At 64.9% G+C, this 25,673-nt stretch carries 19 protein-coding genes; 10 read left to right on the forward strand and 9 right to left on the reverse strand.

Features of this window, described 5'->3' with window-relative positions; all coding sequences use genetic code 11:
* Window positions 1–61 precede the first annotated feature (61 nt).
* Window positions 62–679 (forward strand): protein-L-isoaspartate O-methyltransferase family protein, encoded by a 618-nt coding sequence (locus HK108_RS11605; RefSeq protein WP_139908484.1) that lies wholly within the window; start codon window positions 62–64, stop codon window positions 677–679.
* Here HK108_RS11605 and HK108_RS11610 read toward each other — a convergent pair.
* The 3 genes from HK108_RS11610 to HK108_RS11620 form a co-directional block, all read right to left on the reverse strand.
* Window positions 630–1,181, reverse strand: coding sequence for a hypothetical protein (locus HK108_RS11610; RefSeq protein ID WP_181271642.1), 552 nt, complete (start codon window positions 1,179–1,181; stop codon window positions 630–632). The genes HK108_RS11605 and HK108_RS11610 overlap by 50 nt on opposite strands.
* Window positions 1,182–1,305: 124 nt before the next feature.
* Window positions 1,306–3,126 carry an ABC transporter ATP-binding protein gene (locus HK108_RS11615; protein ID WP_181271643.1) on the reverse strand — a complete coding sequence of 607 codons (1,821 nt, stop codon included), beginning with the start codon at window positions 3,124–3,126 and terminating at the stop codon, window positions 1,306–1,308.
* Window positions 3,123–4,913 carry an ABC transporter ATP-binding protein gene (locus HK108_RS11620; protein ID WP_229664103.1) on the reverse strand — a complete coding sequence of 597 codons (1,791 nt, stop codon included), beginning with the start codon at window positions 4,911–4,913 and terminating at the stop codon, window positions 3,123–3,125. Before HK108_RS11620 ends, HK108_RS11615 begins: the two co-directional genes overlap by 4 nt.
* Before the next feature lie 371 nt (window positions 4,914–5,284).
* Between HK108_RS11620 and HK108_RS11625 the strand changes: the two genes are divergently transcribed.
* From HK108_RS11625 to ilvC, 3 genes are all read left to right on the forward strand, one after another.
* Window positions 5,285–7,219, forward strand: a complete 1,935-nt coding sequence (locus HK108_RS11625; RefSeq protein WP_139468870.1) for an acetolactate synthase large subunit — start codon at window positions 5,285–5,287, stop codon at window positions 7,217–7,219.
* Window positions 7,216–7,731 (forward strand): acetolactate synthase small subunit, encoded by a 516-nt coding sequence (gene ilvN, locus HK108_RS11630; RefSeq protein WP_139468869.1) that lies wholly within the window; start codon window positions 7,216–7,218, stop codon window positions 7,729–7,731. Before HK108_RS11625 ends, ilvN begins: the two co-directional genes overlap by 4 nt.
* A gap of 106 nt (window positions 7,732–7,837) precedes the next feature.
* Window positions 7,838–8,869 (forward strand): ketol-acid reductoisomerase, encoded by a 1,032-nt coding sequence (ilvC, locus tag HK108_RS11635; protein ID WP_101544534.1) that lies wholly within the window; start codon window positions 7,838–7,840, stop codon window positions 8,867–8,869.
* 188 nt (window positions 8,870–9,057) lie between these two features.
* Here ilvC and HK108_RS11640 read toward each other — a convergent pair whose 3' ends face one another.
* The 4 genes from HK108_RS11640 to HK108_RS11655 form a co-directional block, all read right to left on the reverse strand.
* Window positions 9,058–10,860, reverse strand: a complete 1,803-nt coding sequence (locus HK108_RS11640; RefSeq protein ID WP_139468868.1) for an ATP-binding cassette domain-containing protein — start codon at window positions 10,858–10,860, stop codon at window positions 9,058–9,060.
* Window positions 10,861–10,863: 3 nt separating this feature from the next.
* Complete coding sequence (locus HK108_RS11645) at window positions 10,864–12,537, reverse strand: ABC transporter substrate-binding protein (protein WP_181271644.1); 1,674 nt, start codon at window positions 12,535–12,537, stop codon at window positions 10,864–10,866.
* 143 nt (window positions 12,538–12,680) lie between these two features.
* Window positions 12,681–13,679, reverse strand: coding sequence for an ABC transporter permease (locus tag HK108_RS11650; RefSeq protein WP_181271645.1), 999 nt, complete (start codon window positions 13,677–13,679; stop codon window positions 12,681–12,683).
* Window positions 13,676–14,665, reverse strand: a complete 990-nt coding sequence (locus tag HK108_RS11655; protein WP_181271646.1) for an ABC transporter permease — start codon at window positions 14,663–14,665, stop codon at window positions 13,676–13,678. Before HK108_RS11655 ends, HK108_RS11650 begins: the two co-directional genes overlap by 4 nt.
* Window positions 14,666–14,950: 285 nt before the next feature.
* Here HK108_RS11655 and HK108_RS11660 point away from each other — a divergent pair, with 285 nt between their 5' ends.
* Window positions 14,951–16,243: a GNAT family N-acetyltransferase gene (locus tag HK108_RS11660; RefSeq protein ID WP_139468864.1), complete on the forward strand. Its 1,293-nt coding sequence runs from the start codon at window positions 14,951–14,953 to the stop codon at window positions 16,241–16,243.
* 127 nt (window positions 16,244–16,370) lie between these two features.
* A complete protein-coding gene (gene serA, locus HK108_RS11665) occupies window positions 16,371–17,963 on the forward strand; it encodes a phosphoglycerate dehydrogenase (protein WP_172171209.1) in 1,593 nt (530 codons plus the stop codon).
* Window positions 17,964–17,984: 21 nt separating this feature from the next.
* Here the strand turns inward: serA and HK108_RS11670 are convergent, their stop codons facing one another.
* Window positions 17,985–18,686, reverse strand: coding sequence for a phosphatase PAP2 family protein (locus HK108_RS11670; RefSeq protein ID WP_181271647.1), 702 nt, complete (start codon window positions 18,684–18,686; stop codon window positions 17,985–17,987).
* Window positions 18,683–19,534, reverse strand: a complete 852-nt coding sequence (locus HK108_RS11675; protein ID WP_181271648.1) for an HpcH/HpaI aldolase/citrate lyase family protein — start codon at window positions 19,532–19,534, stop codon at window positions 18,683–18,685. The genes HK108_RS11670 and HK108_RS11675 overlap by 4 nt, the downstream gene beginning before the upstream one ends.
* 298 nt (window positions 19,535–19,832) lie before the next feature.
* Between HK108_RS11675 and HK108_RS11680 the strand changes: the two genes are divergently transcribed.
* From HK108_RS11680 to HK108_RS11695, 4 genes are all read left to right on the forward strand, one after another.
* Complete coding sequence (locus HK108_RS11680) at window positions 19,833–20,870, forward strand: 3-isopropylmalate dehydrogenase (protein WP_139468860.1); 1,038 nt, start codon at window positions 19,833–19,835, stop codon at window positions 20,868–20,870.
* A 178-nt stretch (window positions 20,871–21,048) separates the two neighbouring features.
* Window positions 21,049–22,140: a branched-chain amino acid aminotransferase gene (locus HK108_RS11685; RefSeq protein WP_181271649.1), complete on the forward strand. Its 1,092-nt coding sequence runs from the start codon at window positions 21,049–21,051 to the stop codon at window positions 22,138–22,140.
* 132 nt (window positions 22,141–22,272) lie between these two features.
* Window positions 22,273–23,694 carry an MFS transporter gene (locus HK108_RS11690; RefSeq protein ID WP_181271650.1) on the forward strand — a complete coding sequence of 474 codons (1,422 nt, stop codon included), beginning with the start codon at window positions 22,273–22,275 and terminating at the stop codon, window positions 23,692–23,694.
* A gap of 130 nt (window positions 23,695–23,824) precedes the next feature.
* Complete coding sequence (locus HK108_RS11695) at window positions 23,825–25,636, forward strand: DUF222 domain-containing protein (protein WP_181271651.1); 1,812 nt, start codon at window positions 23,825–23,827, stop codon at window positions 25,634–25,636.
* The last annotated feature ends 37 nt before the right edge of the window (window positions 25,637–25,673 follow it).

Below are 25,673 nucleotides of genomic sequence, written 5' to 3' on the forward strand. Positions count from 1 at the left end.
GCCCTCAGCGCGGATCGGCACAATGGGAGGTGCCGGGGGGTCGCTGGGGATCGGAGGAACCATGACAACGGATGAGACGCACGATCGAATCGCCGAGGCATTCGCCCGGGTTCCGCGCGAACCGTTCTTGCCGATGGCGGAACGTCAGAACGCCTCAGACAATGTGCCCCTGCCGATCGGGCACCGGCAGACGAATTCGCAGCCGAGCACCGTCGCGGACATGCTCCGGCTGCTTGATCCGCAGCTGGGGGACACCGTCCTCGACCTCGGATCTGGCTCCGGATGGACCTCGATGCTGCTCGCCGTCCTCGTCGGGCCGACCGGGCGGGTGCTCGGGGTCGAACGGCATCCCGAGCTCGTCGAATCCTCGCGGGCGGCCATCGAAGCTGTCACCGCCGATTCCGCTGGCCGAGAGACCCTCGCCGAGGTGGTCCTCCACGAAGCCGTTACAGGTGCCCTCGGCCTCCCGGCTGAGGCACCGTTCGACCGGATCCTCGTCTCCGCCGGGGCAGAATCACTGCCCGACCAGCTCGTCGATCAGCTGACCGTCGGCGCCACCATGGTCATTCCCGTCGCAGGGGAGATGCTCCGCGTCGTTCGAGACGGTCCTGGCTCCGACGAGCTGACGATCACTCGTCACGGCCGGTATCGGTTCGTGCCGCTCGTCGTCGGCGAATGAACCAGGAGACAGTGATGGCCAAGCCGGCAAAGGCCATCGGCATAACCATGTACAAGTCCTCCGAGTCGTAGAGGGGAGTCCTCCACGACCACGGCAGCAGGGGGTGGCCGAGCTTCGCCTCGGCCACGATGAGTCCGCAGAGGGCGGGGAAGAAGACCACTCCGATGATCAACCCGAACCAGGACGTCTTCTCGGTCTCATCAATGGAAGGAACGTCCAGCTCGATTCCACGCTTGCGCGCGAAGCGCTGGGTCGCATGGCGTGGCAGATCGAATGTCGTTGCGACTATCACAAGCCCTCCCGCCCACCACAGTCCCGAGGCAACGAACAGGAGGGCGATGATCGCTGCGGTCCACCTCGTCGCCTGGCCGCCACGGGCAATGGCGTCGCCGATGATCCGACGCTCTTCCGTTCGGCTGCTCATCTCGGCATCGCTGTCGATCTCGACCACATCGTCGATGTCGGCCGCTGCTTCGGTCTCGTTCTGTGCCTCGGAGTTCACGGGTGTCCTCCTCGTCGATTCGATTCGTCTTTTACACAGCAACATACTTTGCCGGAACTGCTGAGTCGACCACGCTGGTGATGGCGAAGGGACGGAAGTGGGACGGCAGGAGGACGAGAGGACCTCACACGAGGGAGTCGCGCCAGGCCTGGTGCAGCTGTGCGAACTTCCCGGTGCCGGAGATGAGTTCGTCGGGTGTGCCGTCCTCGATGATCCGACCGGATTCCATGACCAGCACGCGGTCGGCGATCTCGACAGTGGACAGGCGGTGGGCGATGATGATGGCTGTCCTGCCTTCGAGCACCGTGGCCAGGGCGTTCTGCACCAGCCGCTCCGACGGGATGTCGAGGTGCGCGGTCGCCTCGTCGAGGACGACGACATCCGGATCGGCGAGGAACACCCTGGCGAAGGACACGAGCTGACGCTGGCCAGAACTCAACCGGCCGCCGCGCTTCTTCACATCCGTGGCATAGCCCTCGGGCAGCCGGCGGATGTACGCATCCAAGCCGACCGCGGTCGCGGCCGCCACGACATCGTCATCGCTGGCGTCCGGATTGCCGATGCGGATGTTGTCGGCAATGGTGCCGGCGAAGAGGAACGACTCCTGCGTCACCATGACGACCGACGATCGCAGCTGTGCATCGTCGAGGTCACGCAGATCCACCTCGTCGAGGGTGATCCGTCCAACGCTTGGATCGTAGAAGCGGGTGACGAGCTTGACCAGGGTCGACTTGCCCGCGCCGGTGGCGCCGACGAGCGCGACGATCTGTCCCGCCGGGATGTGGAGATCGAAGCGGGGGAGGACGTCGGAGCCGTCGGAGTAGGCGAAGCGGACGTCGTCGAGATCGAGGGCACGACCGCTGGCAGCCGCGTCACTGGTTGCGTGCGCAGGCAGAGCCTGCGGCTGGGTCGGTTCGACCACCTCGGGGTCGGTGTCGAGCACCGCCGCGATCTTCTCCAGCGCCGCCGAGGCGGACTGGTAGAGATTGAAAGCCTGAACGAGTTCATCGAGAGGACCGTAGAAACGACGCAGGTAGAGGATGAAGGCGGCGAGCACGCCGATCTGCGTCCACCCCTCGATGACGAGCCACGCACCGATGACGATGATGACCGTCTGCGTGACGTTGCCGATCAGCCGCGTCCACCCGGCGAACCAGGCCACCCCGCGCAGGGCATCCGTGTTCGCATCCCGATACCGGGCATCCTGATCGCTCAAGGTCCCGCGCCGCTCGGGCTGACGCCGGTACGCCTGCACGGCGCGGATGCCGCCCATCGTCTCGACGAAGTGGACGATGACCTTCGCGATCGACGTCCGCGTGCGCCGGTAGGCGCTGCGCTGAGTCGAATGCGCCGCCTTCGTGATGAAGAACAGCGGCACGAATCCAGCGAAGACGACGATCGCCAGCGGCACATCGAGGACGACGAGAGTGACGGCGATGAAGAGCATCTGCAGCACCGCCAGCGCCGTGTCGAAGAGCGAATACGACAGGAACTGCTGCACCGATTCCATGTCCGAGGTCTGCCGGGACACGAGCCGTCCCGAGGTTGACGTCTCGTGATAACCCAGGTCAAGACGCTGAACATGGGTGAAGACCCGCTCGCGCAGGGTGAAGAGGATCCGCTGAGCGGTGATCCCGACGAGCCTGGTCGACGTGAACGCCAAGATCGCCGAGGCGATTGCTGAGACCACGAAGAGCGTGACCGCCCGGATCAGGGGATCCATATCGCCGTCGAGGGCTGCGGGCACACCTCGATCGAGGGCATCAGCGATGAACACCGGCCCGATGACCATCAGCGCAGCCGTGAGCACGACGATGACGGCGAGGAAGACGGCCATCGCCAGGTGCGGCCTGACCAGCGACATCAGCAGGGTGCGGGCCTTCTTCGCAATGTCCGGCGGCAGCGACTCGATCTCGTCGTCGCTGTCGAGACGTGGCATGCTCATGGTGTCCCTCCTTCCTTCGCCGAGGCGGCCGCACCCGGATACGTGTGTGCATCGGCTTTCGCGCTCGCCCCCATGAGTTCGCGGTAGAGCTTCGAGGACTCGAGCAGCTGTTCGTGGGTGCCGAGCGCTGCGATCCGGCCCTCGTCGAGCACCGCCACCACATCGGCCAATGCCGCTGTGGATGGGCGGTGGGCGATGATGAGAGTCGTCGAATCCGGCAGGATCTCCCGCAGGGCCCGCTGCACCCGATCCTCGGTGTCGACGTCGACGGCCGAGAGCGGGTCGTCGAGAACGAGGATGCGCGGACGCCCGATGACCGCACGAGCCAGAGCGAGGCGCTGACGCTGACCGCCGGAAAGCGACAGTCCCTGTTCGCCGACCTGCGTATCCAGACCATCGGGCAGTCGGGAGACGAAATCCTTCGCCGCCGCGATCTCGAGGGCCCCCCAGATCTCTTCCTCGCCCGCGCCCGGGGAACCCATCTCGACGTTCTCGGCCACGGAAGTCGAGAACAGGATCGGGTCCTCGAAGGATACGGACACGAGGTGACGCAGCTCGTTCACCGGCATGTCTCGGATATCGACGTCGTCGATGCTCACCGTGCCGGCAGAGACGTCCTGAAGCCTGGGCACCAGAGACGCCAGAGTCGTCTTCCCCGAGCCGGTTGCCCCGACGAGAGCGAGAGTCTGACCGGGCTCGATGGTGAGATCGAGACCGCGCAGGGTCAGTCGCTCGGTATCAGAGAAATGGAAATCGACGTCGTCGAAGCGCAGCTTCCCGCGGTAGTGGCCGACTTCGGGAGCATCGTCGACACCGCCGTCGGTATCGGTGATGTCATGACGGATGTCGATGACCTCCCAGTACCGTCCTGCGGCGGTCAGCGCCATGAGCGCATCGGCGAGCAGGAAGCCGAGCATCTCGATGGGCATCCGCAGCACCATCGAGATCGTCACGGCCGCCACGACCGTGCCGATCGTCGTCCAGCCCTCGATGACACCCCACGTGCCGACGGCGACGATCGCGGCCTGAGCCAGGGTCGGCAGCAGCAGGAGCACGCTCCACAGCCAGGAGTCGAGCTTCGCTTTGCGGATCTCCAAGGATTTCAGCCGGGTGGAGATCTCGGAGAAGCGCTCGGCGGCCCAGGGGGAGCGTCCGAACGACTTGAGGATGCGGATGCCCTGGATGGACTCCTCGACGTCGGTGGTCAGTTCGCCCATAGTGTCCTGCGACCGACGGGAGGTCTCCCGATAGTGCTTCTCGAAGACGGCGACCGCGATGATCGCCGGCACTGCCATGATGATCATGATCAGACCGAAGACGGGCTGCATGATCACGAGCATCACCGTGCCGACGGCGAGCACGATCGGTGTGGAGAGGAGGAACGGGAGCCCGAACGCGAAGAAGCGACGCAGCTGAGACAGATCATTCACCGCGCGCGAGAGGAGCTGGCCGGACTCCCAGGAGTCGTGGATCGCCACCGAGGTGTACTGCAGACGATCGAACAGGCGCGAACGCCACGTCACCTCCCAATGGGAGACGACGGGAGCGACGACCATGCGCCGTGCCCACATCCCGACAGCCTCGGCGATGCCGATGAACAGGACCCCGAGGACCGGCAGCCACAGGCCCGACAGATCGCGGTGGGCGATGGGTCCGTCGACGATGTAGCCGGTGATCACGGGGACGATGAGCTGGATTCCGTTGGCCAGGAGAGTGAGGACGAGCACGAGGACGTACACGCCGATGCGGGAGCGGAGGTCAGGCCAGAAACGGAGGAGGGGGCGCACGAGAATCCAGCCTAGTCGCAGACTGTGATCTATTCCACGAATCTGGCAAACAGGCTTCCCGTTTCTCTGTGCGCTGAAAATTGAGGTCGAGCGGAACGGCGGTAGGGAATGGGGACGCTGTGCCGCCTCGGCGAGTCTCGCCTGGCAATCATCGTCGGTCTCGAATGTCGGGACGAACGTTTGCGAGGTTTGACACCCTCGAGTGCTGCGGGGAACTATTGAGGCATGACTCACCTTCTTGTCGTCGTTATTACCCAGCGCGCGGATCTTCCGTAGCCTGTCGAGACGACACGTTCCGCGCGCCCCTACCGAATCCGGAGGGGCTTTTTTAATGCGGAGATGAGAAGGAAACCCAGGAAGGATAGGAATCGATGGCAGCCAAGCCCTCGACCGCGAAAGACACGGGCACTCAACCCGCGTCCGCACCGGTCACAGCCACACCGTCCAGCATTCGCCGCAACACCGGGCCGGAGGTCCTCACCGGCGCACAGGCGATCGTCCGCAGCCTCGAGAAGCTCGAGGTCGACACGGTATTCGGGCTTCCCGGCGGAACCATCCTTCCCACCTACGACCCGCTGTTCGAGACGGACAAGATCCGTCACATCCTCGTCCGTCACGAGCAGGGCGCCGGCCACGCGGCCGAAGGCTATGCGGCCGCATCGGGCAAGCTCGGCGTGTGCATCGCCACCTCGGGTCCGGGCGCGACGAACCTCATCACGGCCCTGGCCGATGCGCACATGGACTCCGTGCCGATGCTCGCGATCACCGGTCAGCAGGCCTCATCGTTGCTCGGCACCGACGCCTTCCAGGAAGCCGATATCGTCGGCATGACGATGCCGGTGACCAAGCACAGCTTCCTCGTCACCCGTGCCGAGGACATTCCGGCGGCGCTCGTCAACGCCCACCACATCGCGACCACCGGCCGTCCCGGCCCCGTGCTCGTCGACATCACCAAGGATGCGCAGACCGGCACGGCCCCGTTCGTCTGGCCGGAAGAGCCGGTGCTGCCCGGCTACCGCCCGATCCTCAAGCCGCACGCCAAGCAGATCCGCGAGGCCGCACGCCTGATGTCCGAGGCTCAGCGCCCGGTGTTCTACATCGGCGGTGGAGTCATCCGCTCGGAGGCCGAGAAGGAGCTGCTGCGCCTGGCAGAGGCCACGAACATCCCCGTGGTCACCACGCTCATGGCGCGCGGAGCCTTCCCCGACTCGCATCAGCTGCACTTGGGCATGCCCGGAATGCACGGCAGCGTGCCTGCCGTCACCGCCTTCCAGAAGGCCGACCTGCTCATCGCCATCGGTGCCCGCTTCGACGACCGCGTGACCGGCAAGCTGGACTCGTTCGCGCCGAACGCCCAGGTCATCCACGCCGATATCGACCCGGCCGAGATCGGCAAGAACCGAGAGGTCGATGTCGCCATCGTCGGCGATGCCCGCGAAGTGCTCGCCGAGATGCTCGCAGAGATGCGCAGCAAGTTCCCCAAGGCTCTGGAGCGCCAGCGCGAACCGTGGTGGCGCTTCCTCAACCGTCTCAAGCAGACCTACCCGCTCGGCTATGAGACGCACGGCGAACTGTGCGATCCGCAGTACGTCATCTCCCGGATCTCTGCGCTCACCGGCCCCGAGGCGGTCTATGCCGCAGGCGTGGGGCAGCACCAGATGTGGGCCGCTCAGTTCATCGAATTCGAACGCCCCAAGTCCTGGCTGAACTCCGGCGGGCTCGGCACCATGGGCTACTCCGTGCCCGCGGCCATGGGTGCGAAGGTCAGCCAGCCCGACCGCGTGGTGTGGGCGATCGACGGTGACGGCTGCTTCCAGATGACGAATCAGGAGCTGGCCACCTGTGCGCTCAACAACATCCCGATCAAGGTCGCGATCATCAACAACTCGTCGCTGGGCATGGTCCGTCAGTGGCAGACCCTGTTCTACGACGGCCGCTACTCGAACACCGACCTCAACACCGGGCACGAGACGATCCGCATCCCCGACTTCGCCAAACTGGCCGAAGCCTACGGCTGTGAGGCGATCCGCGTGGACCGCAACGAGGATGTCGACGCCGCGATCGAGAAGGCGCTGTCGATCAATGACCGACCGGTCGTCCTCGACTTCACGGTCCCACCGGATGCGATGGTGTGGCCGATGGTCGCGGCAGGCGTGTCGAACGATGAGATCGAGTACGCCCGCGGCATCCGTCCCGAGTTCGACGGAGAGGGCGAAGAGGAGGCCGAGGCTGCCATCGCCGAGGCCGGAGCGAACGAAGACGGCACGGTGCGTTCCGTGGCTCAGATCGAAGGAGGCCTGGAATGAACAGCAGCCGACACACACTCTCTGTCCTGGTCGAGAACAAGCCCGGCGTGCTCACCCGGTTCACCGGGCTCATCGCCCGCCGCGGCTTCAATATCCACAGCCTCGCCGTCGGTGTGACAGAACATGAGGAGCTGAGCCGGATCACCGTCGTCGTCGACGTCAACGACGTTCCGCTGGAACAGGTGACGAAGCAGCTGAACAAGCTCGTCAACGTCATCAAGATCGTCGAACTCGAACCTGAGTCCTCGGTGCGCCGTGCGCACATCATCTACAAGGTGAAGGCGAATGCGGCCACACGACCCCAGGTCGCCTCGGCGGTGGAGATGTTCCGCGCGAAGATCGTCGACGTCGGACCCGACTCCGTGAGCATCGAGGCCACCGGTGAGCTCGGCAAGGTCGAAGCCCTGCGCGAGGTCCTCGAACCCTTCGGGATCAAGGAGATCGTGCAGTCGGGAACCGTGGCCATCGGCCGCGGGGCGAAGTCGATCACCGACCGCGCACTGCGTGGCTGATTTCGCGTTCCAACTTGTGGAACCCCGCTCATCTCAATACGTGAACAGCAGTACCGAACTGTGAAACAATGGGGACATCACCCCGTAACCCGAAGGAGCTAGAACTATGGCAGCAGAACGCTATTACGACGACAATGCAGACCTGTCGATCATCCAGGGCAAGAAGGTCGCCGTCATCGGCTACGGCAGCCAGGGCCACGCCCACTCGCTGAGCCTGCGCGACTCCGGCGCCGAAGTCCGCATCGGCCTCAAGGAAGGCTCGGCCAGCCGCGACAAGGCCACGGCAGAGGGCCTCGAGGTCGGCACCCCCGCCGAGGTGGCCGCATGGGCCGATGTCATCACCATCGCCGCACCCGACCAGGTTCAGGCCGAGATCTTCAACAATGAGATCAAGGATCAGCTGGCTCCCGGCAAGACCCTCGTGTTCATCCACGGCTTCAACATCCGCTACGACTACATCAAGGCTCCCGAGGGCGTCGACGTCATCATGGTCGCACCGAAGGGTCCCGGCCACGTGGTTCGTCGTGAGTTCGTCGACGGCCGCGGTGTGCCCGTGCTCGTCGCCGTCGAGGTCGACGCCTCCGGAAAGGCCTGGGACACCGTGCTGTCCTACGCCAAGGGCATCGGCGGCCTGCGCGCCGGCGGCATCAAGACCACCTTCACCGAGGAGACCGAGACCGACCTGTTCGGTGAGCAGACCGTGCTCTGCGGCGGTGTCTCGCACCTCGTCCAGTACGGCTTCGAGACCCTGACCGAGGCCGGATACCAGCCCGAGATCGCGTACTTCGAGGTCCTCCACGAGCTCAAGCTCATCGTCGACCTCATGGTCGAGGGCGGCATCGCCAAGCAGCGTTGGTCCTGCTCCGACACCGCTGAGTACGGCGACTACGTCTCCGGCCCGCGGGTCATCACCCCCGAGGTGAAGGAGAACATGAAGGGCGTCCTCGACGACATCCAGAACGGAAAGTTCGCCGAGCGCTTCATGAACGACCAGAAGAACGGCGCACCGGAGTTCAAGGAGCTGCGTGCCAAGGAAGAGCAGCACCCGATCGAATCCACCGGTCGCGAGCTGCGCAAGATGTTCGCATGGCTCAAGGACTCCGACGACGACTACACCGAGGGCACTGCCGCTCGCTGAGTCGGAATCATCGGCTGAGTCTCAACCTCGCCGAGGCGGCCCCAACGCTGCGATGCTGTGACCGCCCCAGCTGGGAGAGCTGAGAGAAGGAGCCCTGGACACCATTCGGTGTCCAGGGCTCCTTCACATTCACAGATCTCGGCTGGTCAGACGGCCGGTGCTGTCGCTCTGGCAGCCGGCTCGCCCGGTCAGGCGGCCAGCCGGGCAGCGCGTCTGGCGGCTTGGATCTGCGGATCCGGCAGGGGAGCGGATTCGATGAGCTCCTTCGTATACGCCTGCTGGGGCGCAGTGAGCACTTGAGCGCTCGTGCCCTGTTCGACGATCGCTCCATGCCTGAGCACGACGACGGTGGAGGCGAGCTGCTCGATGACTGCAAGGTCATGACTGATGAACAGACAGGCGAAATCGTGGACCTCGTGGAGTTCGGCCAGCAGACGCAGCACCCCGCGTTGGACCGAAACGTCGAGCGCGGACGTCGGCTCATCGGCGATGAGCAGCTTCGGATCCAGAGCGAGTGCCCGCGCAATGGCCACACGCTGACGCTGACCACCGGAGAGCTCGTGCGGATAGCGCTCGGCGAAGTCACCGGGCAGCTGCACATCGTCGAGGAGCGCAGCCACGCGTGCGTCGATCGTGTGAGAATCGAGGCGACGATGGACCCGCAGGGGCTCGCCGATCTGAGAACCGATGGTCCGCCGCGGATTGAGTGCGCCGCGTGGGTCCTGAAAGACCACACCGATATCGGCGCGGCGACGTCGCTGAGCCCGGTTCGGGCGGGTGGACACGGCCTGACCGTCGACGAAGACCTGACCGCTGCTGAGCTTCTGCCCGCCGGTGAGGACAGTGGCGATCGTCGACTTCCCGGAACCGGATTCGCCCACGAGTCCGGTGATCGAACCGGCAGGAATCTGCAGGTCGATGCCCTCGATCGCGGTGACCGGGCCCGCCGAGCTCCTGTGCACGACTGTGGCAGATCTGAGCTCGGCGGCGATTGCCGGAGCAGTTGATCCATCTGGTGCTGTCGATGCATCCGGAGCGCTGGATGAACCGGTCTCCGGTTTCGACCTTCCAGATCCGAAGTCACCGAGGCGGGGGACCGCAGCCAGCAGCTGGCGCGTATATTCTTCCTGCGGGTCCGAGAACAGTTCGTCGACCTTGCCCTGTTCGACGATGCGACCGTTCTTCATCACGGCCACTTCGTCGGCGATATCGGCGACGACACCCATATCGTGGGTGATGAGGAGGACGGCCTGCCCTTCCTCAGTCGCTTGGGAGCGGAGAAGGTCGAGGATGCCCGTCTGGACCGTGACATCGAGAGCCGTCGTCGGTTCGTCGGCGATGAGCACACGCGGGGCATTGACCGTCGCCAAGGCGATCATCGCTCGCTGCAGCTGACCACCCGAGAGCTGATGCGGATAGGCTCGCATGATCCGGTCCGGGTCGTCGAGGCCGACCTTGACCAACTGGGCTCGTACCCGGTCTCTCACCGATGTTTCGGCAGCAGATGCGGCACCGGCCGTCGCCTCCGCACCTCCAGCGGGTTCTGCTCCACCCGGCGAAGAGCCCGCGCGGTGACGGTGAGCACGAACCGCCTCGGCGATCTGATGACCGAGGCGGAACATCGGATTGAACGCGCTCATCGGCTCTTGGAAGACGACGCCGATTTCCGCCCCACGCACTCCGCGCAGCCCAGTGGGGTCGAGCCCGACGAGTTCACGGCTGTCTGCAGCTGTACCGGTTAGGCCCGCAGAGCTCAGAAGCACGGACCCCGTCTGCTCCGCGCTTCCTGCCAAGCCGAGTGCAGCCAGTGCGGTCACGGACTTGCCCGAACCGGACTCGCCGACGAGGGCGAGGATCCGGCCGGGAACGAGGTCGAAAGACACCTCACGGGTGATGACCTTGGGCCCGAACGACACGCTGTGGTCACGATAGGACAGTGCAGCGCGGTCAGTCGGAACGGTCTCAGGCGACGGCGCAGAATCGGCAACCATGGATCAGCCCTTCAGCGATGCCTTGAAGTAGACCGGGTAGGCGGGGAAGTCGCCGATGACGAAGTTCTCCACGTTCGACCCGTGCAGGTAGGAGTTCTTGTTATAGGTCAGCGGTACGATCGGCGCCTGCTCCATGATCGCCTTGTCGGCCTCGGCCCAGACCTTCTGAGCTGCGGTCGGGTCGACGGTCTCGGTGGCCTTCTTGATGAGGGCATCGACCTTCTCATCGGAGAAGTGCGAAATGTTGTAGTTGCCGTTGCCGATCTGTGAGGAGTCGAAGAGCGGAGCGATATTGCCGTTTGCCGATGGGAAGTCCGGCTGCCAAGAGCTCAGGGCGAGATCGTAGTCGCCCTTGGCATCCGTTGCGTCGGCGGAGAAGGTGTTCGAGTCGACGGATTTGATGGTGACCTTGATATCGGCGCGTGCCAGCGCTTCCTGGACAGCTTCTGCTTCGGACACGGAGGTGGCGTCATTGGCGACGAGCAGCTTGAGGTCACCGAGCTTCGCTCCGGATTCCTCGAGCAGGGACTTCGCCTTCTCCACAGAGCCTTCCGGCTTCGCCTCGTACAGGTCGTAGTCGACGCGTCCGGGGATGCCTGGGGTGATGAGGGTCGAGGCGAAGTCGCCCGAGATCTCGCCTCCGGCGGCGATGCGGAACGTGTCCTTGTTCACCGCATAGTTGATCGCCTGACGAACCTTGACGTTGTCGAGTCCCTTCGAATCGTTGTTCATCGCCAGGTATGACAAAGCTCCGGGGCCTGAGGTGACCAGACGCGACTTCGCATTCGGATCGTTCTGCACCTGGGCGAGCTGAGCAGCGGGCACGAAGCTTGCCGAGAAGCCGTTCTTCGCATCCCCGGAATCGGAGATGAGCGCCTGCGCAGTCACCGAAGCATCCTGACCGAGTTTGAAGACGACTTCGTCGGGGCCGGCGGTACGCACCGGATCGGTCTTCTCATCCCAATTGTCATTGCGGGTCAGCACCGCCTCGGCACCGGACTTGTTCGACTCGACCTTGTACGGACCCGATGCGATGGGATCGAGGCCGTATTTGCCCGGATCGTCCTTCGATTCGGGCACGGGGGAGAAGGCCGGCATCGACGCGATCCACGGGAAGTCGCCGAATGAGGAATCGAGGTGGAAGACGATCGTCTTCTCATCAGGAGTCTCGATGGACTTGAGCTCCTTGCCCTTGAACGGGCCCGCATAGTCATCGCCGCCCTCAAGCAGCGTCTTGTGATAGCTGAGCCCTCCGGAGAGTTCGGTGGAGAAGGAGCGTTCGATGCCGTACTTGATATCGGCCGAGGTGATCTCCGAGCCGTCTTCGTACTTCAGCCCGTCCCTCAGCGTGAAGGTCCAGGTCTTGCCGTCGTCGCTGGCTGTACCGGTGTCAGTGGCGAGATCCGGGACGACCTTCGCCTGTTTGCCTGGCTGGATGTCCCAGGTGGTCAGGCGGCGGTGGACGAACGACAGGGACGTGATCGCCAGGCCCTGGCTCTTGCCCGGATCGAAGTCCATGTCCGGGGCGTCGGAGAAGATGTTGAGCGTCCCTCCCTTGTGCGTTTCGCCGAGGGTGTTGGACTCCCCGCCGTCCTTGTTCAGTTCAGGGTTGGCATTGCAGCCGCTGAGGACGAGACCCAAGGACAGGGTGGCGGCGATGAGTGCTGCGCGTTTCATGGTGTGCCTTTCAGATGTGCGGCGCTGACTGCGTCGCGAAGTCGGTCAAGAGACGAATGAGGAGGAGAGCTGGTATCGACATCGCCGCCGAGGCGGCCCCGTGCGCATGTGTTCGTGTGCGGTGCTCATCGGCCGGTCACCGTTCATCGGACGGCCTTGATTCGCGGGTCGAGCAGCGAATAGCTGAAATCGGCCAGCAGGTTGGCGATGATGACGACGGCGGCTGCGAAGAGAGTCACACCGACGATGACCTGGATGTCGAGGTTCGACACCGCTTCGAGCAGCAGAGTCCCGACTCCGCCGAGCCCGAAGACCTTCTCCGTGATCACGGCGCCGCCGAGGAGTCCGCCGATATCGATGGCGAAGAGGGTCGTCAGAGGCACCACGAGGTTGCGCAGGCCGTGTTTGCCGATCACCGTCGTTTCGGACAGTCCCTTGGCCCTGGCAGTGCGGATGAAGTCCTGGCTGAGCACTTCGAGCATCTGTCCGCGAGTGAGCCGGGCATAGATGGCGCCATTGGCGATGGCGAGCACGATCCACGGCAGGATGAGGTGGAAGGCCCACATTCCGGGGTTCTCGGTGAACGGCACGTAGCCGCCGATCGGCAGCACGTTGAGGGTGAAGCCGAAGAGGAGGATGCCGAGCAGCCCGAGCAGATAGGTCGGTGCGGAGATGCCGGTGATGGCGGCGCCCATGACCGTGCTGTCGGCGGCAGTTCCGCGTTTGAGAGCGGCGATGAGACCGGCGGCTATTCCGCCGATGCCCCACAGGACTGCAGCTCCGAGGGTGAGCGAGAACGTGATCGGCAGGCGGTCGATGACGAGATCGGTGACCGAATCGCGCAGACGGAACGAATACCCGAAGCAGGGTGCGTTGCAGTGGATTGCGGCCGCGCCCTCACCATAGGTGCGCCCGCCGACGATGCCGCCGAGGAAGTCGAAGAGCTGCTTCCACCAGGCCTGATCGACGCCGAGATAGCGCTCGACCTCGGCCAGACGTTCCGGGGAGCAGGGTTTGCCGCACGAATACTGTGCTGGGTTCGCAGGCATGAGGTAGAAGATCGCGAAGCACGCAGCGGCGATGATGAGCAGTACGAGGGCCGCGCCGAGGAGGCGCATGAGGATGAATTTCGTGCGGTTCATGCCTGCCCTCCCGCGCTCAGCGGATCAGTCGAGACGGGAGCAGCCGCGGGGGCCGCCTCGGTGCTGGTGGTTGTCGAGGCCTCAGCCTCGGACGGGTCGAGGGCATCGCGGAGCCCGTCGCCGAACATGTTGAATCCGAGCGTGACGAGGAACAGAGCCATTCCGGGGAAGATGAGATACATCGGGTCGACTTGGACCCAGCTGATGGCATCGGAGATCGACCGGCCCCATGACGGAGTGGGCGGGTTGACGCCGACGCCGAGGAAGGACAGCGCCGCCTCGGCGCCGATCTTGCCCGGAATCGACACTGTCGTGAAGACGATGATGGTGGCGAGGATGTTCGGAATGATCTCGCGGATGATGATGCGGCCGCTGCCGATGCCCTGCGCCGCGGCGGCGCGGACGAATCCGCGCTCCCGCAAGGACAGGGTCTCGCTGCGGACGACGCGGGCGATCGACGGCCAGCCGAAGAACCCGATGACGAGGATGAGCAGCAGCGGTCGGGGGACGCTGGCCGGGACCGTTGCGGACAATGCGATGGCGAAGATGAGGAACGGGAAGCCGAAGATGATGTCGGTCAGCCTGGAGAGCAGACGGTCAGCGACTCCACCGTAGAAGCCGGCGATGAGACCGACGGCGACGCCGACCATGATGGACACCGCGGTGGAGGCAAGACCGATGAGCAGTGACACCTGCGCCCCATAGCTGACGATGGCGAAGAGATCTCGGCCCGTGCGGGGTTCGACGCCGAACCAGTGTTGAGCACTTACCCCGCCCAATGGTCCGGTCGGGGCTGTGTCCGGGCCGAGTGCATCCGGGTTGTAGGCATACGGGCTGTTGCCGGTGATCGCAGAGAATGCGGGAGCGAGCGCAGCGAGGGCGACGAAGAAGACGACGAGCGCGAGGCCGATCATGGCGGGACGGGACCGCCTCAGGCGCGTCCAGACGGTGATGCGCTGACCGCGTGGGGGTGGTGCTTGAGCCATGTTCTGCTTTCTTAGACGGCGTCGCCGTTCTTGAGCCGAGCGGGTGTGCTCGGAGAAGGGCGGGTGCGACCCGGAGGTGGCCGGGTTCGGCTTGGTTGCCTGAACTGCTCAACAATTATTACTCCTGAATTCCTCCTGGGCAAAGTCTGGATGCTTTCTCGGTCTGTGGACGGTCGGCTCCCGTGGGCGGCGATCGGCCGGTCCGTCTGGGATCTGTGAGCCCTCTGCCTAGCCTGAGCGCAATCATTCGTGGGCATGGAGGGTGATCTGGACTACTGTGGATGTGTGACGAATTACAGATTCGAAGACTTCGAGCCCACCATCGACGAAGCCACCGGCGAGCCGGACGAGCGCACCAAGGCGTACTTCGCCTCGACGAGTGTGGGCTTCCACGACCCGCGTTCGACGGATGCGGCCCTGGTGGGCAGGGTGAAGCGGGCGATCGCCGATGGGCGCAAGCTCACCGCCGTCTACGCCGACCAGGAGTTCGGCCACGGATTGGATTCGTCGATCCCGGTCGCGACCTTCGCTTGGTTCGAAAAACTCGTCAACGTCGGCGGCGGTCGGCTGGTCCCGGGTCACCTCATCACCTGGATCACGGTGCGACCGACCCACCGGCGGCGCGGTCTGCTGCGGTCGCTGATGACCACGGACCTCGCCGAGGCGAAGGCGGCCGGCTACCCGTTCGCCGCACTGACCGCGACCGAAGGCGGAATCTACTCGCGCTTCGGCTTCGGTGTGGCCACCTGGCTGCGTTCGATCGAGGTCGACACCTCTCCCGGCTTCAAAATGGTCCGCGAACCCGATCGCCGTGTCGAGATGTGCCTGCCCAGCGAGCTGCGCGAACTCGCTCCGAAGATCTACGACCGTTTCATGCGGACCTCGCCCGGAGCGATGGAGCGCCAGCAGACCTACATCGAACGCGCCACCGGCGCCCTCAACACTGAGACGGGCGAAGAGGACCGCGGTGTCCGCGCGGCCCTGCACTTCGACGAACAGGGCGAGCCCGACGGCTATGTGTCCTACAAGTTCGCCGGCTGGTCGAAGACCCCGCCGACCGTCGACATCATCGACTTCGTGGCCGTCACCGATGCGGCCTACGCCTCCCTGTGGTCGTTCCTCGCCGCCATCGACCTGTCGACCCGCGTGACCTTCGGCGAGTCCGCCGAATACTCCCCGCTGCCGTGGCTGCTCACCGATTCCAGGCGTGTGAAGACCGTCGCGAGCGAGGACAACATCTGGATCCGCATCCTCGACGTCAAGGCCGCACTCGAAGCCCGGCCCTGGTATGTGCCCGGAACGCTGACGATCGACATCGACGATTCCCTCGACCTCGCAGGGGGACGCTTCACGATCACCTCTGACGGTGAGAGCGCCGAGGTGACCCCTGCCTCCGATTCGACGCCGGCAGACCTGGGGCTCGGCATCGCCGAGCTCGGGTCCCTGTACCTCGGCGGCGCCGATCCCGTCATCCTCGCCCGGGCCGGACGCATCGATGAGCAGACGCCGGGATCCGCCGTACTCGCCAGCGCAATGTTCAGCCTCGGTCGGGCACCGTATTCTCCGAACGGATTCTGAGCACGCCACGGATTCTGAGCAACCCGAACGGTCTGTTGAGCGATTCTTCCCAGAATCTGAGACCTTGTGAAGGAATCCTGAAAGTCTCATAAGGTGGACGCGTCCCGGACGCAACAGGAGGAAATCAGTGCCCAAGCCCGTCGTGCTCATCGCCGAAGAACTGTCACCGGCCACCATCGAAGCTCTCGGAGGAGACTTCGAGATCCGTCACACCGAGGGCGCCGACCGATCCCAGCTCCTGCCCGCCATCGCCGACGCCGATGCGATCCTCGTCCGGTCTGCCACGCAGGTCGACGCCGAAGCCATCAACGCTGCGAAGAAACTCAAGGTCATCGCCCGCGCCGGCGTCGGACTCGACAATGTCGATGTCCCCGCGGCCACCTCGGCGGGTGTCATGGTCGTCAACGCACCCACGTCGAACATCATCTCCGCAGCCGAGCTGACGATGGCCCACATCCTCGGCTCGGCTCGCTACTTCGGTGCCGGAAACACCTCGCTGAAGGCGGGGGAGTGGAACCGGAAGAAGTACACCGGCGTCGAACTCTACGAGAAGACCCTGGGCATCGTCGGCCTCGGCCGCATCGGCGGACTCGTCGCCGAACGCGCGAAGGCCTTCGGCATGCGACTCGTCGGCTACGACCCCTACATCACCCAGGCCCGCGCGGCTCAGATGGGCGTCGAGGTCCTCGACCTGCCCGGTCTGCTTGCCGTGTCCGACTTCGTCACCGTGCACATGCCGAAGACGCCGGAGACGGTCGGCATGATCAGCACCGAGGAGCTCAAAGCCGCCAAGCCCGGAGCCCGGTTCATCAACGTCGCCCGCGGCGGCATCATCGACGAGGCAGCCCTGGCCGAGGCTGTGGCCAACGGCGAGGTCGGCGGTGCCGGAATCGACGTCTGGAACGTCGAACCGCCGGAGCACTCGGCACTCATGGATCTCGATGCCGTCAACGTCACCCCGCATCTGGGCGCCTCGACTCATGAGGCCCAGGAGAAGGCCGGCGTCGCCGTGGCGAAGTCCGTGCGCAAGGCCCTGGCCGGGGAACTCGTCCCCGACGCGGTCAACGTCGCAGGAGGCGCCATCCACGAGGATGTGCGCCCGGGCATTCCCCTGGCCGAGCGTCTGGGCCGGGTCGTCAACGCTTTGGCCGACTCCTCGGTCACGCACTTCAAGGTCGAGGTCAACGGCGAGATCGCCGACAAGGACGTCTCCGTCCTCAAGCTCTCCGCGCTCAAGGGCCTGTTCAAGGACGTCGTGTCCGATCAGGTCTCCTATGTCAACGCTCCGCTGCTGGCCGAAGAGCGTGGAATCGGCGTCGAGCTCGTCACCGATCCGTACTGCGAATCGTTCCGCAACATCACCCGACTGACCGCGACGACGAGCACCGGGCAGCGCATCTCCGTGTCCGGCACGGTCACCGGTCCGAAGCTCGTGCAGAAGCTCACCGAGGTCGACGGCTACTCGCTCGAGATCGAACTGACCGACAACCTGCTGATCTTCCGCTACGAGGACCGTCCGGGAATCATCGGTCAGCTAGGTCTGGCACTCGGTGCGAACAACGTCAACATCGCGGGAATGCAGGTCTCGCCTGCATCGACGAGCAACGAGGCGCTGTCCGTGCTCGCCGTGGATTCGGTCGTCTCGGACGAGGTCGTCAAGGCCGTGGCTGGTGCCGTGAACGCCTCGGCCTTCACCGGCGTCTCGCTCCAGGAGGACTGAGCCCCTCAGCAGAAGACCCGTTCACCCCGCAAGCCACAGAGCGAAGCGGGGTGAACGGGTCTTCTGCGCTGTCAGGGTCCAGAATTCGTCGACGAGAACGGCGACGGCGATGCCGATGAAGGCGCCGGCGATCGTGTCGGTGAGCCAATGGACCTGGAGCGCTGTCCGAGACCACATCATGCCGAGGATCCAGATCCCGGCGAGGATGAACGACCAATGGAAGCCCATCCTCGGTGCTTGTGCTTGTGCTTCCTGGGCTGTCGATCCGCGCAGCTGATGACGGCGGCAGGCGATGATGGCCAGACTCATGGCCAGTGCGGCCGCGCCCATCGAATGCCCCGAGGGATAGGAGAACCCCAAGGATTCGTAGAGCTGGTCGCCGGGGCGCAGCCGGGTGACGATGGCCTTGAGGATCTCCGAGGCGGCGATGCCGGCGAGCATCGTGGTGACGAGGAAGAGCGCCGAGCGCAGGCGTCTGCGCAACACGAAGACGCCTGTGAGCAACGCGGTGCAGATGACCACACCCGTGCCGCCGCCGACCTCGGCGAGGACGACGGCGATCCAATATGGCACCGAGCCTCTATCGAGGCCGACGAACTCCAACCAGGACTGATCGACCGGGGTGGGCCCGATGCGCTCGAGATGCAGCCACAGTCCGAAGGCGATGACGAGCAGGACGGCGGGCAGTGTTGCCCGCAGCAGCCAAGGCGGCTGTCGGCTCAAGCGTTCCAGAGACCGTAGGCGTCGGCCATGGACGCGATCTTCTTGGCGCGGGCCAGGCGCGGCAGGTAGGAGCCGTCGGTGATCTCGGATCCGCCTTCGGCGGCTTCGAGCATCTGGCGGGCCCAATCGCGTTCGTCTTCGCTCGGGCTCATGGCCTCGTTGAGGGTGTTGACCTGGTCGACGGTGAGGACGAGCTTTCCGGTCATGCCCATCATGTGTGTGACTTCGGCATCGGCCCAGACCTTCTCATCATCGGCATCGGCGGCCGAAGGGCCGTCGATGGGTCCGGGAAGGCCGCCCATGCGAGAGGCGATCGTCAGGCGTGAGCGGGCATAGGCCAGAGCCATCGGATCGCCGGAGAAGCCGGTGTCCTTGCGGAAGTCATTGGTGCCGAAGGCCAGACGGAAGGTGCCGGGCGCCTCGGCGATGCGGGTGGCGTTCTCCACTCCGCGGGCCGATTCCAAGAGGGCGAGCACGGGCAGGCCGGCCTTCGCGCGCATCGCGGTGTAGGACACCTGCTCGGGGCGTTCGGTCTCGGGCAGCATGACTCCGCGCAGGCCCGGAAGCATGGCGACGGCGGCGAGGTCGTCGGCCCAGAACTCGGATTCCACCTTGTTGATCCGCACCCAGGCGGACATTCCCGAGTCGAGGGCGCGCACGACATTGTCGCGGGCTTCGATCTTCTTGTCATCGGCGACAGAAGCCTCGAGGTCGAAGATGACGGAATCCGCTTCCGAGGTCTGCGCAGGAGTGAACAGCTCCTCCCTCGCAGCATTGACGAGCAGCCAGGACCGGGAGAGTTTGGCGGGCAGAGCTGCGGCGCGGGCGTTGCGGATGATTTCGGTCAATGATCGACTTTCTCTCGGGGCTGGTTGCGTGCGGCCCCCACGGGGTTTGGGGTGCTGTCTCCATTTTCGTCCCTGCGGCGTCGGATGTGTAGCCGAGAACAGTGATTGAGACGTGAATTTGTTCATGTCGGCACACGGAGCGCGGGGCAGCGGCGGGTGCGGCGGTCGTCGTCCGAAGTGTTCGCGCCACTGTTGCGCCGACGTCGCTGCATCTCCGCCCCTCTGCGACGGCGCAGACGACGGTTCACATTGTAAGACGCTGTAGTTGTATCGTGAGATTGAGTCCTATTCTGTGAGCATGAAGTTCTCAATCGCAGTCATGCCCGGAGATGGAATCGGCAACGAGGTCGTCCCCGAAGGCCTCAAAGTCCTCAAGCGCGCCATCGAGGTGTCCGGCGAGCCCGTCGAGCTCGAGCTCACCGATTACAAGGTCGGTGCTCAGCGCTATCACGAGACCGGTGAGACGCTCACCGACGAAGAGCTCGAATCGCTGCGTGAACATGATGCCATCTTCTTCGGCGCCTGCGGAGATCCGTCCGTGCCCTCCGGCGTGCTCGAGCGCGGAGTCATCCTCAAGATGCGCTTCGGGCTGGGGCATGCGGTGAACCTGCGTCCCTCGAAGCTGTTCGCCGGAGTCACCAGCCCGCTGGCCGAGCCCGGGAAGATCGACTTCGTCGTCGTCCGCGAGGGCACCGAGGGCTCGTACACCGGATCCGGCGGTTCCGTGCGCACGGACACGCCACAGGAAGTCGCGACCGAGGTCTCGGTCAACACCTGGTACGGCGTCGAGCGCGCCGTCCGCGATGCCTTCGCCCGCGCTCAGGCGCGGAACAAGAAGCTCACCTACGTGCACAAGCACAATGTCATGGTCCACGCCGGTCACCTGTGGCGTCGCGTGGTCGAGAAAGTCGGGCAGGAATTCCCCGAGGTGGCCGTCAACTATGAGCACACCGATGCGTGCACGATCTACATGGTCACGAATCCCGAGCGCTACGACGTCATCGTCACCGACAACCTCTTCGGTGACATCCTCACCGACCTCGCAGCCGCGGTCACCGGCGGTATCGGTCTGGCAGCCTCGGGGAACCTCAACGTCGAAGGAACGGCGCCGAGCCTGTTCGAACCGATCCACGGGTCCGCTCCGGACATCGCCGGGCAGCAGATCGCCGACCCGACCGCCTCGATCCTCTCGGGGGCGCTCATGGCCTCCCATCTGGGGCTCGAGACAGTGGCCAAGGCGATCGAGACGGCCGTGGAGGCCGACCTCGCCGAGCGCGACGGAACGAAGCGGTCCACCGCCGAGGTGGGCGACGCGATCGCGGCACGCCTCGGCTGACCGGATCGACCGCCTCGGCGAAGGGGTGAGTGGGTGACCACGGGGTCACCTCTGCGAGGATGAACCCAACCGAGCGACACCCGATTTCAGGTTTGACGGCATCACCCCGGTGCGACGAGCGCCGGGGTGATGGACTACCCTGAAAGTGTCACTCATCACAAGTGAGAAAAGAGTTTTCATGACAGATTTCACCGTTCTTAAGAACCTCCAGCCGCAACCCGAGCTGGTGCGCGAGAACATCAAGAAGGATCCCGGCTTCGGCCAGTACTTCACCGACCACATGGCGCACATCCGCTATACGATCGATGACGGTTGGCAGGGACACGAGGTCCGGCCGTATGGTCCGCTGCTGCTCGACCCGGCAGCCGCCGTCCTCCACTATGCCCAGGAGATCTTCGAGGGGCTCAAGGCCTACCGTCATGCCGACGGATCGGTATGGACGTTCCGACCCGAGCGCAATGCCGCGCGCATCAACAAGTCTGCCGAGCGTCTCGCGCTGCCGCAGCTGCCCGAAGAGGACTTCATCGACTCGCTCAAGCACCTGGTCAGCCTCGATCAGGCGTGGGTTCCGACGCCGGAGTCGGACGCCGACGAGTCGAGTCTCTACCTGCGCCCGTTCATGATCGCCACGGAGCGGTTCCTCGGCGTGCGGGCGAGCCACGAGGTCGACTACTACGTCATCGCCTCACCGGCCGGACCTTACTTCTCCGGCGGCATCAAGCCGGTGTCGATCTGGCTCTCGCCGAAGCTCAAGCGCGCCGGCGCGGGCGGCACCGGATTCGCCAAGTGCGGCGGCAACTATGCATCGTCGCTGGTGGCGACCAACGAGGCGGCCGCCAAGGGCTGCCAGCAGGTGCTGTTCACCGACTCGGTGGAGAACAAGTACATCGACGAGCTCGGCGGCATGAACCTCATGCTCGTGACGAGGGGCGGCAAGCTGCTCACCCCGGCGCTGAGCGATTCGATCCTCGACGGCGTCACCCGCCGTTCTCTGCTCGAACTGGCACCTCAGCTCGGACTCGAGGCCGAAGAGCGTCAGATCTCCATCGAGGAGTGGCGCGAGGGCGCGGCCAGCGGCGAGATCGTCGAGGCGTTCGCCTGCGGCACCGCCGCGGTCATCACGCCGATCAGTAAGCTCGTCAGCGAAGACTTCACCATCGACCATGGTGAAGAGGCCGGTGAGAAGACCATGGAGCTGCGCAAGACGCTGCTCGGCATCCAGTACGGACGCGTCGAGGACAAGAACAACTGGCTCGTGCGGCTGGCCTGAGGGGCGGGGCTCTGGAGGGCCGGGCGTCGCGATGATCGCGGAGTCCGGCCCTTTGTGTCAGTCCGTCTGCTGTTGCGGAGCCGTTGATTACGGGTGACCGGTCGGCAGTTATTTTACTCAGCTGTGCGTTAAATGGGGTACTGTGTCTTCGTGCACACGACCACCTCGGCGTCGGTACCGACAGCCTCCGAAGTCATCGCTCACCTGCCATGGAAGTGGCGCACCCAAGGTGCCATCTTCATCATCGGCGGGCTCGGTTTCATGTTCGACGCATGGGACGTCGCCCTCAACGGATTCCTCATTCCGCTGCTCAGCGACTATTGGAGTCTCACCGTCGGCCAGGCCGCCTGGATCGCGACTGCCAACCTCATCGGCATGGCACTTGGTGCCTTCATCTGGGGCGGCATCGCCGACGTCATCGGTCGGAAGAAGGCCTTCACTCTCACGCTCCTTGTGTTCTCGATCTTCACCGTCGCCGGAGCCTTCGCGCCCGCATATGGGTGGTTCATCCTCTTCCGCTTCTTTGCGGGATTCGGGCTCGGCGGATGTATCCCCGTCGACTACGCCCTCGTCGGGGAGTTCACTCCCAGCCGTCACCGCGGACGCGTGCTCACGGCTATGGACGGCTGGTGGCCGATCGGCGCCTCGCTCTGTGCGTTCGTGTCGGCTTACCTCCTCGGCTTCGGGGACTGGCGCCTGATCATGCTCGTCATGATCGTGCCGGCTCTGTTGACGGTGGCGGTGCGTTTCGGGATTCCGGAATCACCTCTCTATCTCGCCTCGGTCGGCCGCTACGCAGAGGCCGATGCGATCATCAAGCGACTGGTCGAGCGCACCGGCGCCGACGTGCGTGAGTGGACACACGAGCCGGTCGGAGGGGCTGCTGCGACGCCGACCTCGAGTGCAGAGCCCAAGGTAGGTGGGCAGCTGCGTGCGGCCAGTGGTCAGCTGGTGCAGCTGTGGCAGCATTCCGCGAGAACGACTCTCGTCGCCTGGTCGCTGTTCGTCTCCGTCCTTCTTGTCTACTATGCGGCGCTGACATGGCTGCCGGGGATCCTCAAGAAGCAGGGGCTGGCCGATCAGGCGGCATTCCTCGTCACCGGGTCGATGACAGCGGTGGGCATCCTCGGTGTGATCGTCTCCGCGCTCATCGTCGAGCGATTCGGTCGCAAATGGGTGCTCGGGGTCTCGTCGATCGTGGCCGCGATCCTCCTCGTCGGATCGGCAGTGTTCATCGAAGCCTCCGGCGCCGACCTCACCTGGACCGCGAAGGCTGCGATCATCGGGTTCGGCTTCGTCATCCAGATCGCCATCCCGACGCTCTACACCTACGTCTCCGAGCTCTATCCCACCCGCCTGCGCGGATCCGGATTCGGATGGGCGTCGGCAGCGTCTCGACTGGCGACAGGATTCGCCCCGATCGTCTTTGGTGCGTTCATGTGGCCCGTGCTCGGACTGACGCTGACGTTCGTCCTCACCGGCGCGCTTGTGGTCGTCGCCGTGCTGCTCATGGGCTTCCTGGCCCGAGAGACGACCGGCGAAGAACTGAGCTGAGGCAGTCGCGAAAGCGACGGGGCAATTCCACTTCGGGACGCTTGGCATCGGAATTGGTTCCATGAGGCGGTGACCTGCACAGATGGTCGCGCGAAATCTCGTGTCAGTGGCGAACGATAGTGTTCTGGACATGGAGGCAAAGCAGGTTCCAGACGTACCCACCGAGATCGCTCGGTGGTGTGAGAGCCTGGCCGAAATGCCTGCTGCCGCGACCGAGGAAGAAGCGATCGATCGCATCACGGCTCTCGAGGAGCTGACCTCCGCCTGTGCCGCCGCGCAGGCCCGCGAAACCCTGACGTTCGATATGCACCGCAGGAATCGGGAAGCCGAAGACGGGATACCGAGCAAGAAGCAGGGTCTCGGAGTCGGTGCGGAGATCGGCTTGGCCAGGAAGGTCTCCCGGCACCGTGGCAACGCGCTGCTCAAATTCTCTCGGACCCTGCTCTTGGATCTGCCCAATGTCTACAGGGCGATGAAAGGTGGCGACATCTCGGAGGAGAAGGCCCGCACGGTCGCAAAGGAATCCGACTGGCTTCCCCGGGAGAAGAAGCACGAGCTCGACGAGCGGATGGCCGGACGCCTAGCCGAGGTGGGTGTCAGGCGACTGGGCAACGAAGTGAGGGCTCTCGCACAGAGACTCGATCAGAAGGCTGCAGTCGACCACCTCGAGCGCTGTATCGAGGAGCGCTCGGTCAGTGTGCGTCCGGCACCGGGAAATATGGCGTATCTGACCGCTCTGCTGCCGATGCCGCAGGCTGTCGCCGCATTCGCCAACCTCAAGAAGTCGGCGCAGACTGCCATCGCCACCGGCAGAGCCGACGGTCGAGGTCAGAATCAGATCGCTGCGGATCTCTTGGTCGAGCGACTGACCGGGCAGGCTGCTGCTGCGGCAGTGCCCACTGAAGTCCACCTCATCATGCAGGACAGCAGTCTGTTCGGGCCCGGGGAAGAATCGGCATGGTTCCCCGGAGTCGGCCCGATCCCGGCACAAGCCGCCAGGGCCGTCGTTGCCGAGAACGAGGCCGCCACCTTCATCCGCAGGCTCTACACTCGGCCCGAAGACGGGCAGCTCGTGAGGATGGACTCGCGCCGCAGGGAATTCTCCGGGCTGCTTCGACGCATGGTCGTCTTCCGCGACGACCTCTGCCGCTCGCCGTGGTGCGAGGCCCCCATCCAGCACGCCGATCATGCCGACGCGGCTGCCGGCGGCGGCGAAACCGAGTGGGACAACGCCTCTGGACTGTGCGCCGCCTGCAACTATCTCAAAGAGCTCAGCGGGTGGCGCCACAAGGCAACTGCCGACTCCCTCGAGGTCGTCACACCGACCGGTCACCACTACAAAACCCGCACCAAACCACTCAGCGGTTCCGATCCCGGATGCGCCTCCGGTCAGGACGGGGGACTCGGTGCGAGGCATGGCCCCGGCCAACAGGATCCTCCTGATCAGCAGCACGATCGGGAACGGCAGCAACTTCCCGGTCGACAACACGGTCCCGAGCCGGGACGAGACTATGGCCCCGAACCGGGACGAGGGCCCGTTCAAGCAGCGGAGGCGACGGCGTCGACCGGTGACGGACCTCGTGCCGCGCCGCCTGGCGAGGGAACACGTGCCGCGCCGCCCGGCGAGGGAACACGTGCCGCGCCGCCCGGCGAGGGAACACGTGCCGCGCCGCCCGGCGAGGGAACCCGTGCCGCGCCGCCGGACGACAGAGCTCGTGCCGTTCCCCCGAACGACCGTGAAGGTGCTTCACCAGATGAAGCCGAACACGAGTTTTCGGTGTTGATTCCATGGCGGTACGTCCGCCGGACCTCGCAGCCGGCAACCGTCGAAGTCGGCGGGTCGACCATCGGAATCGACATCTTCGATGCCGACGAACGCCCGATGAGTCCCACCGAAGAACTCCTGTGCGCCGCAATCCTCGAACACAGAGGCAGGCTGTGAACCGAGTCTGCCGAGGCGATGACAAGTGGTCACCGAA

Origin of the sequence: Brevibacterium sediminis (assembly GCF_013623905.1) — a bacterium.
In the GTDB taxonomy this organism is placed as follows: Bacteria; Actinomycetota; Actinomycetes; order Actinomycetales; family Brevibacteriaceae; genus Brevibacterium; species Brevibacterium sediminis.

Bases quoted from the DNA above. Each gene is read 5' to 3' on its own strand.
- HK108_RS11605 (WP_139908484.1), top strand. From the start codon at position 62: ATGACAACGGATGAGACGCACGATCGAATCGCCGAGGCATTCGCCCGG.
- HK108_RS11615 (WP_181271643.1), bottom strand. From the start codon at position 3,126: ATGAGCATGCCACGTCTCGACAGCGACGACGAGATCGAGTCGCTGCCG.
- HK108_RS11625 (WP_139468870.1), top strand. From the start codon at position 5,285: ATGGCAGCCAAGCCCTCGACCGCGAAAGACACGGGCACTCAACCCGCG.
- ilvN (WP_139468869.1), top strand. From the start codon at position 7,216: ATGAACAGCAGCCGACACACACTCTCTGTCCTGGTCGAGAACAAGCCC.
- ilvC (WP_101544534.1), top strand. From the start codon at position 7,838: ATGGCAGCAGAACGCTATTACGACGACAATGCAGACCTGTCGATCATC.
- HK108_RS11640 (WP_139468868.1), bottom strand. From the start codon at position 10,860: ATGGTTGCCGATTCTGCGCCGTCGCCTGAGACCGTTCCGACTGACCGC.
- HK108_RS11645 (WP_181271644.1), bottom strand. From the start codon at position 12,537: ATGAAACGCGCAGCACTCATCGCCGCCACCCTGTCCTTGGGTCTCGTC.
- HK108_RS11650 (WP_181271645.1), bottom strand. From the start codon at position 13,679: ATGAACCGCACGAAATTCATCCTCATGCGCCTCCTCGGCGCGGCCCTC.
- HK108_RS11655 (WP_181271646.1), bottom strand. From the start codon at position 14,665: ATGGCTCAAGCACCACCCCCACGCGGTCAGCGCATCACCGTCTGGACG.
- HK108_RS11680 (WP_139468860.1), top strand. From the start codon at position 19,833: ATGAAGTTCTCAATCGCAGTCATGCCCGGAGATGGAATCGGCAACGAG.
- HK108_RS11685 (WP_181271649.1), top strand. From the start codon at position 21,049: ATGACAGATTTCACCGTTCTTAAGAACCTCCAGCCGCAACCCGAGCTG.
- HK108_RS11690 (WP_181271650.1), top strand. From the start codon at position 22,273: ATGGGGTACTGTGTCTTCGTGCACACGACCACCTCGGCGTCGGTACCG.
- HK108_RS11695 (WP_181271651.1), top strand. From the start codon at position 23,825: ATGGAGGCAAAGCAGGTTCCAGACGTACCCACCGAGATCGCTCGGTGG.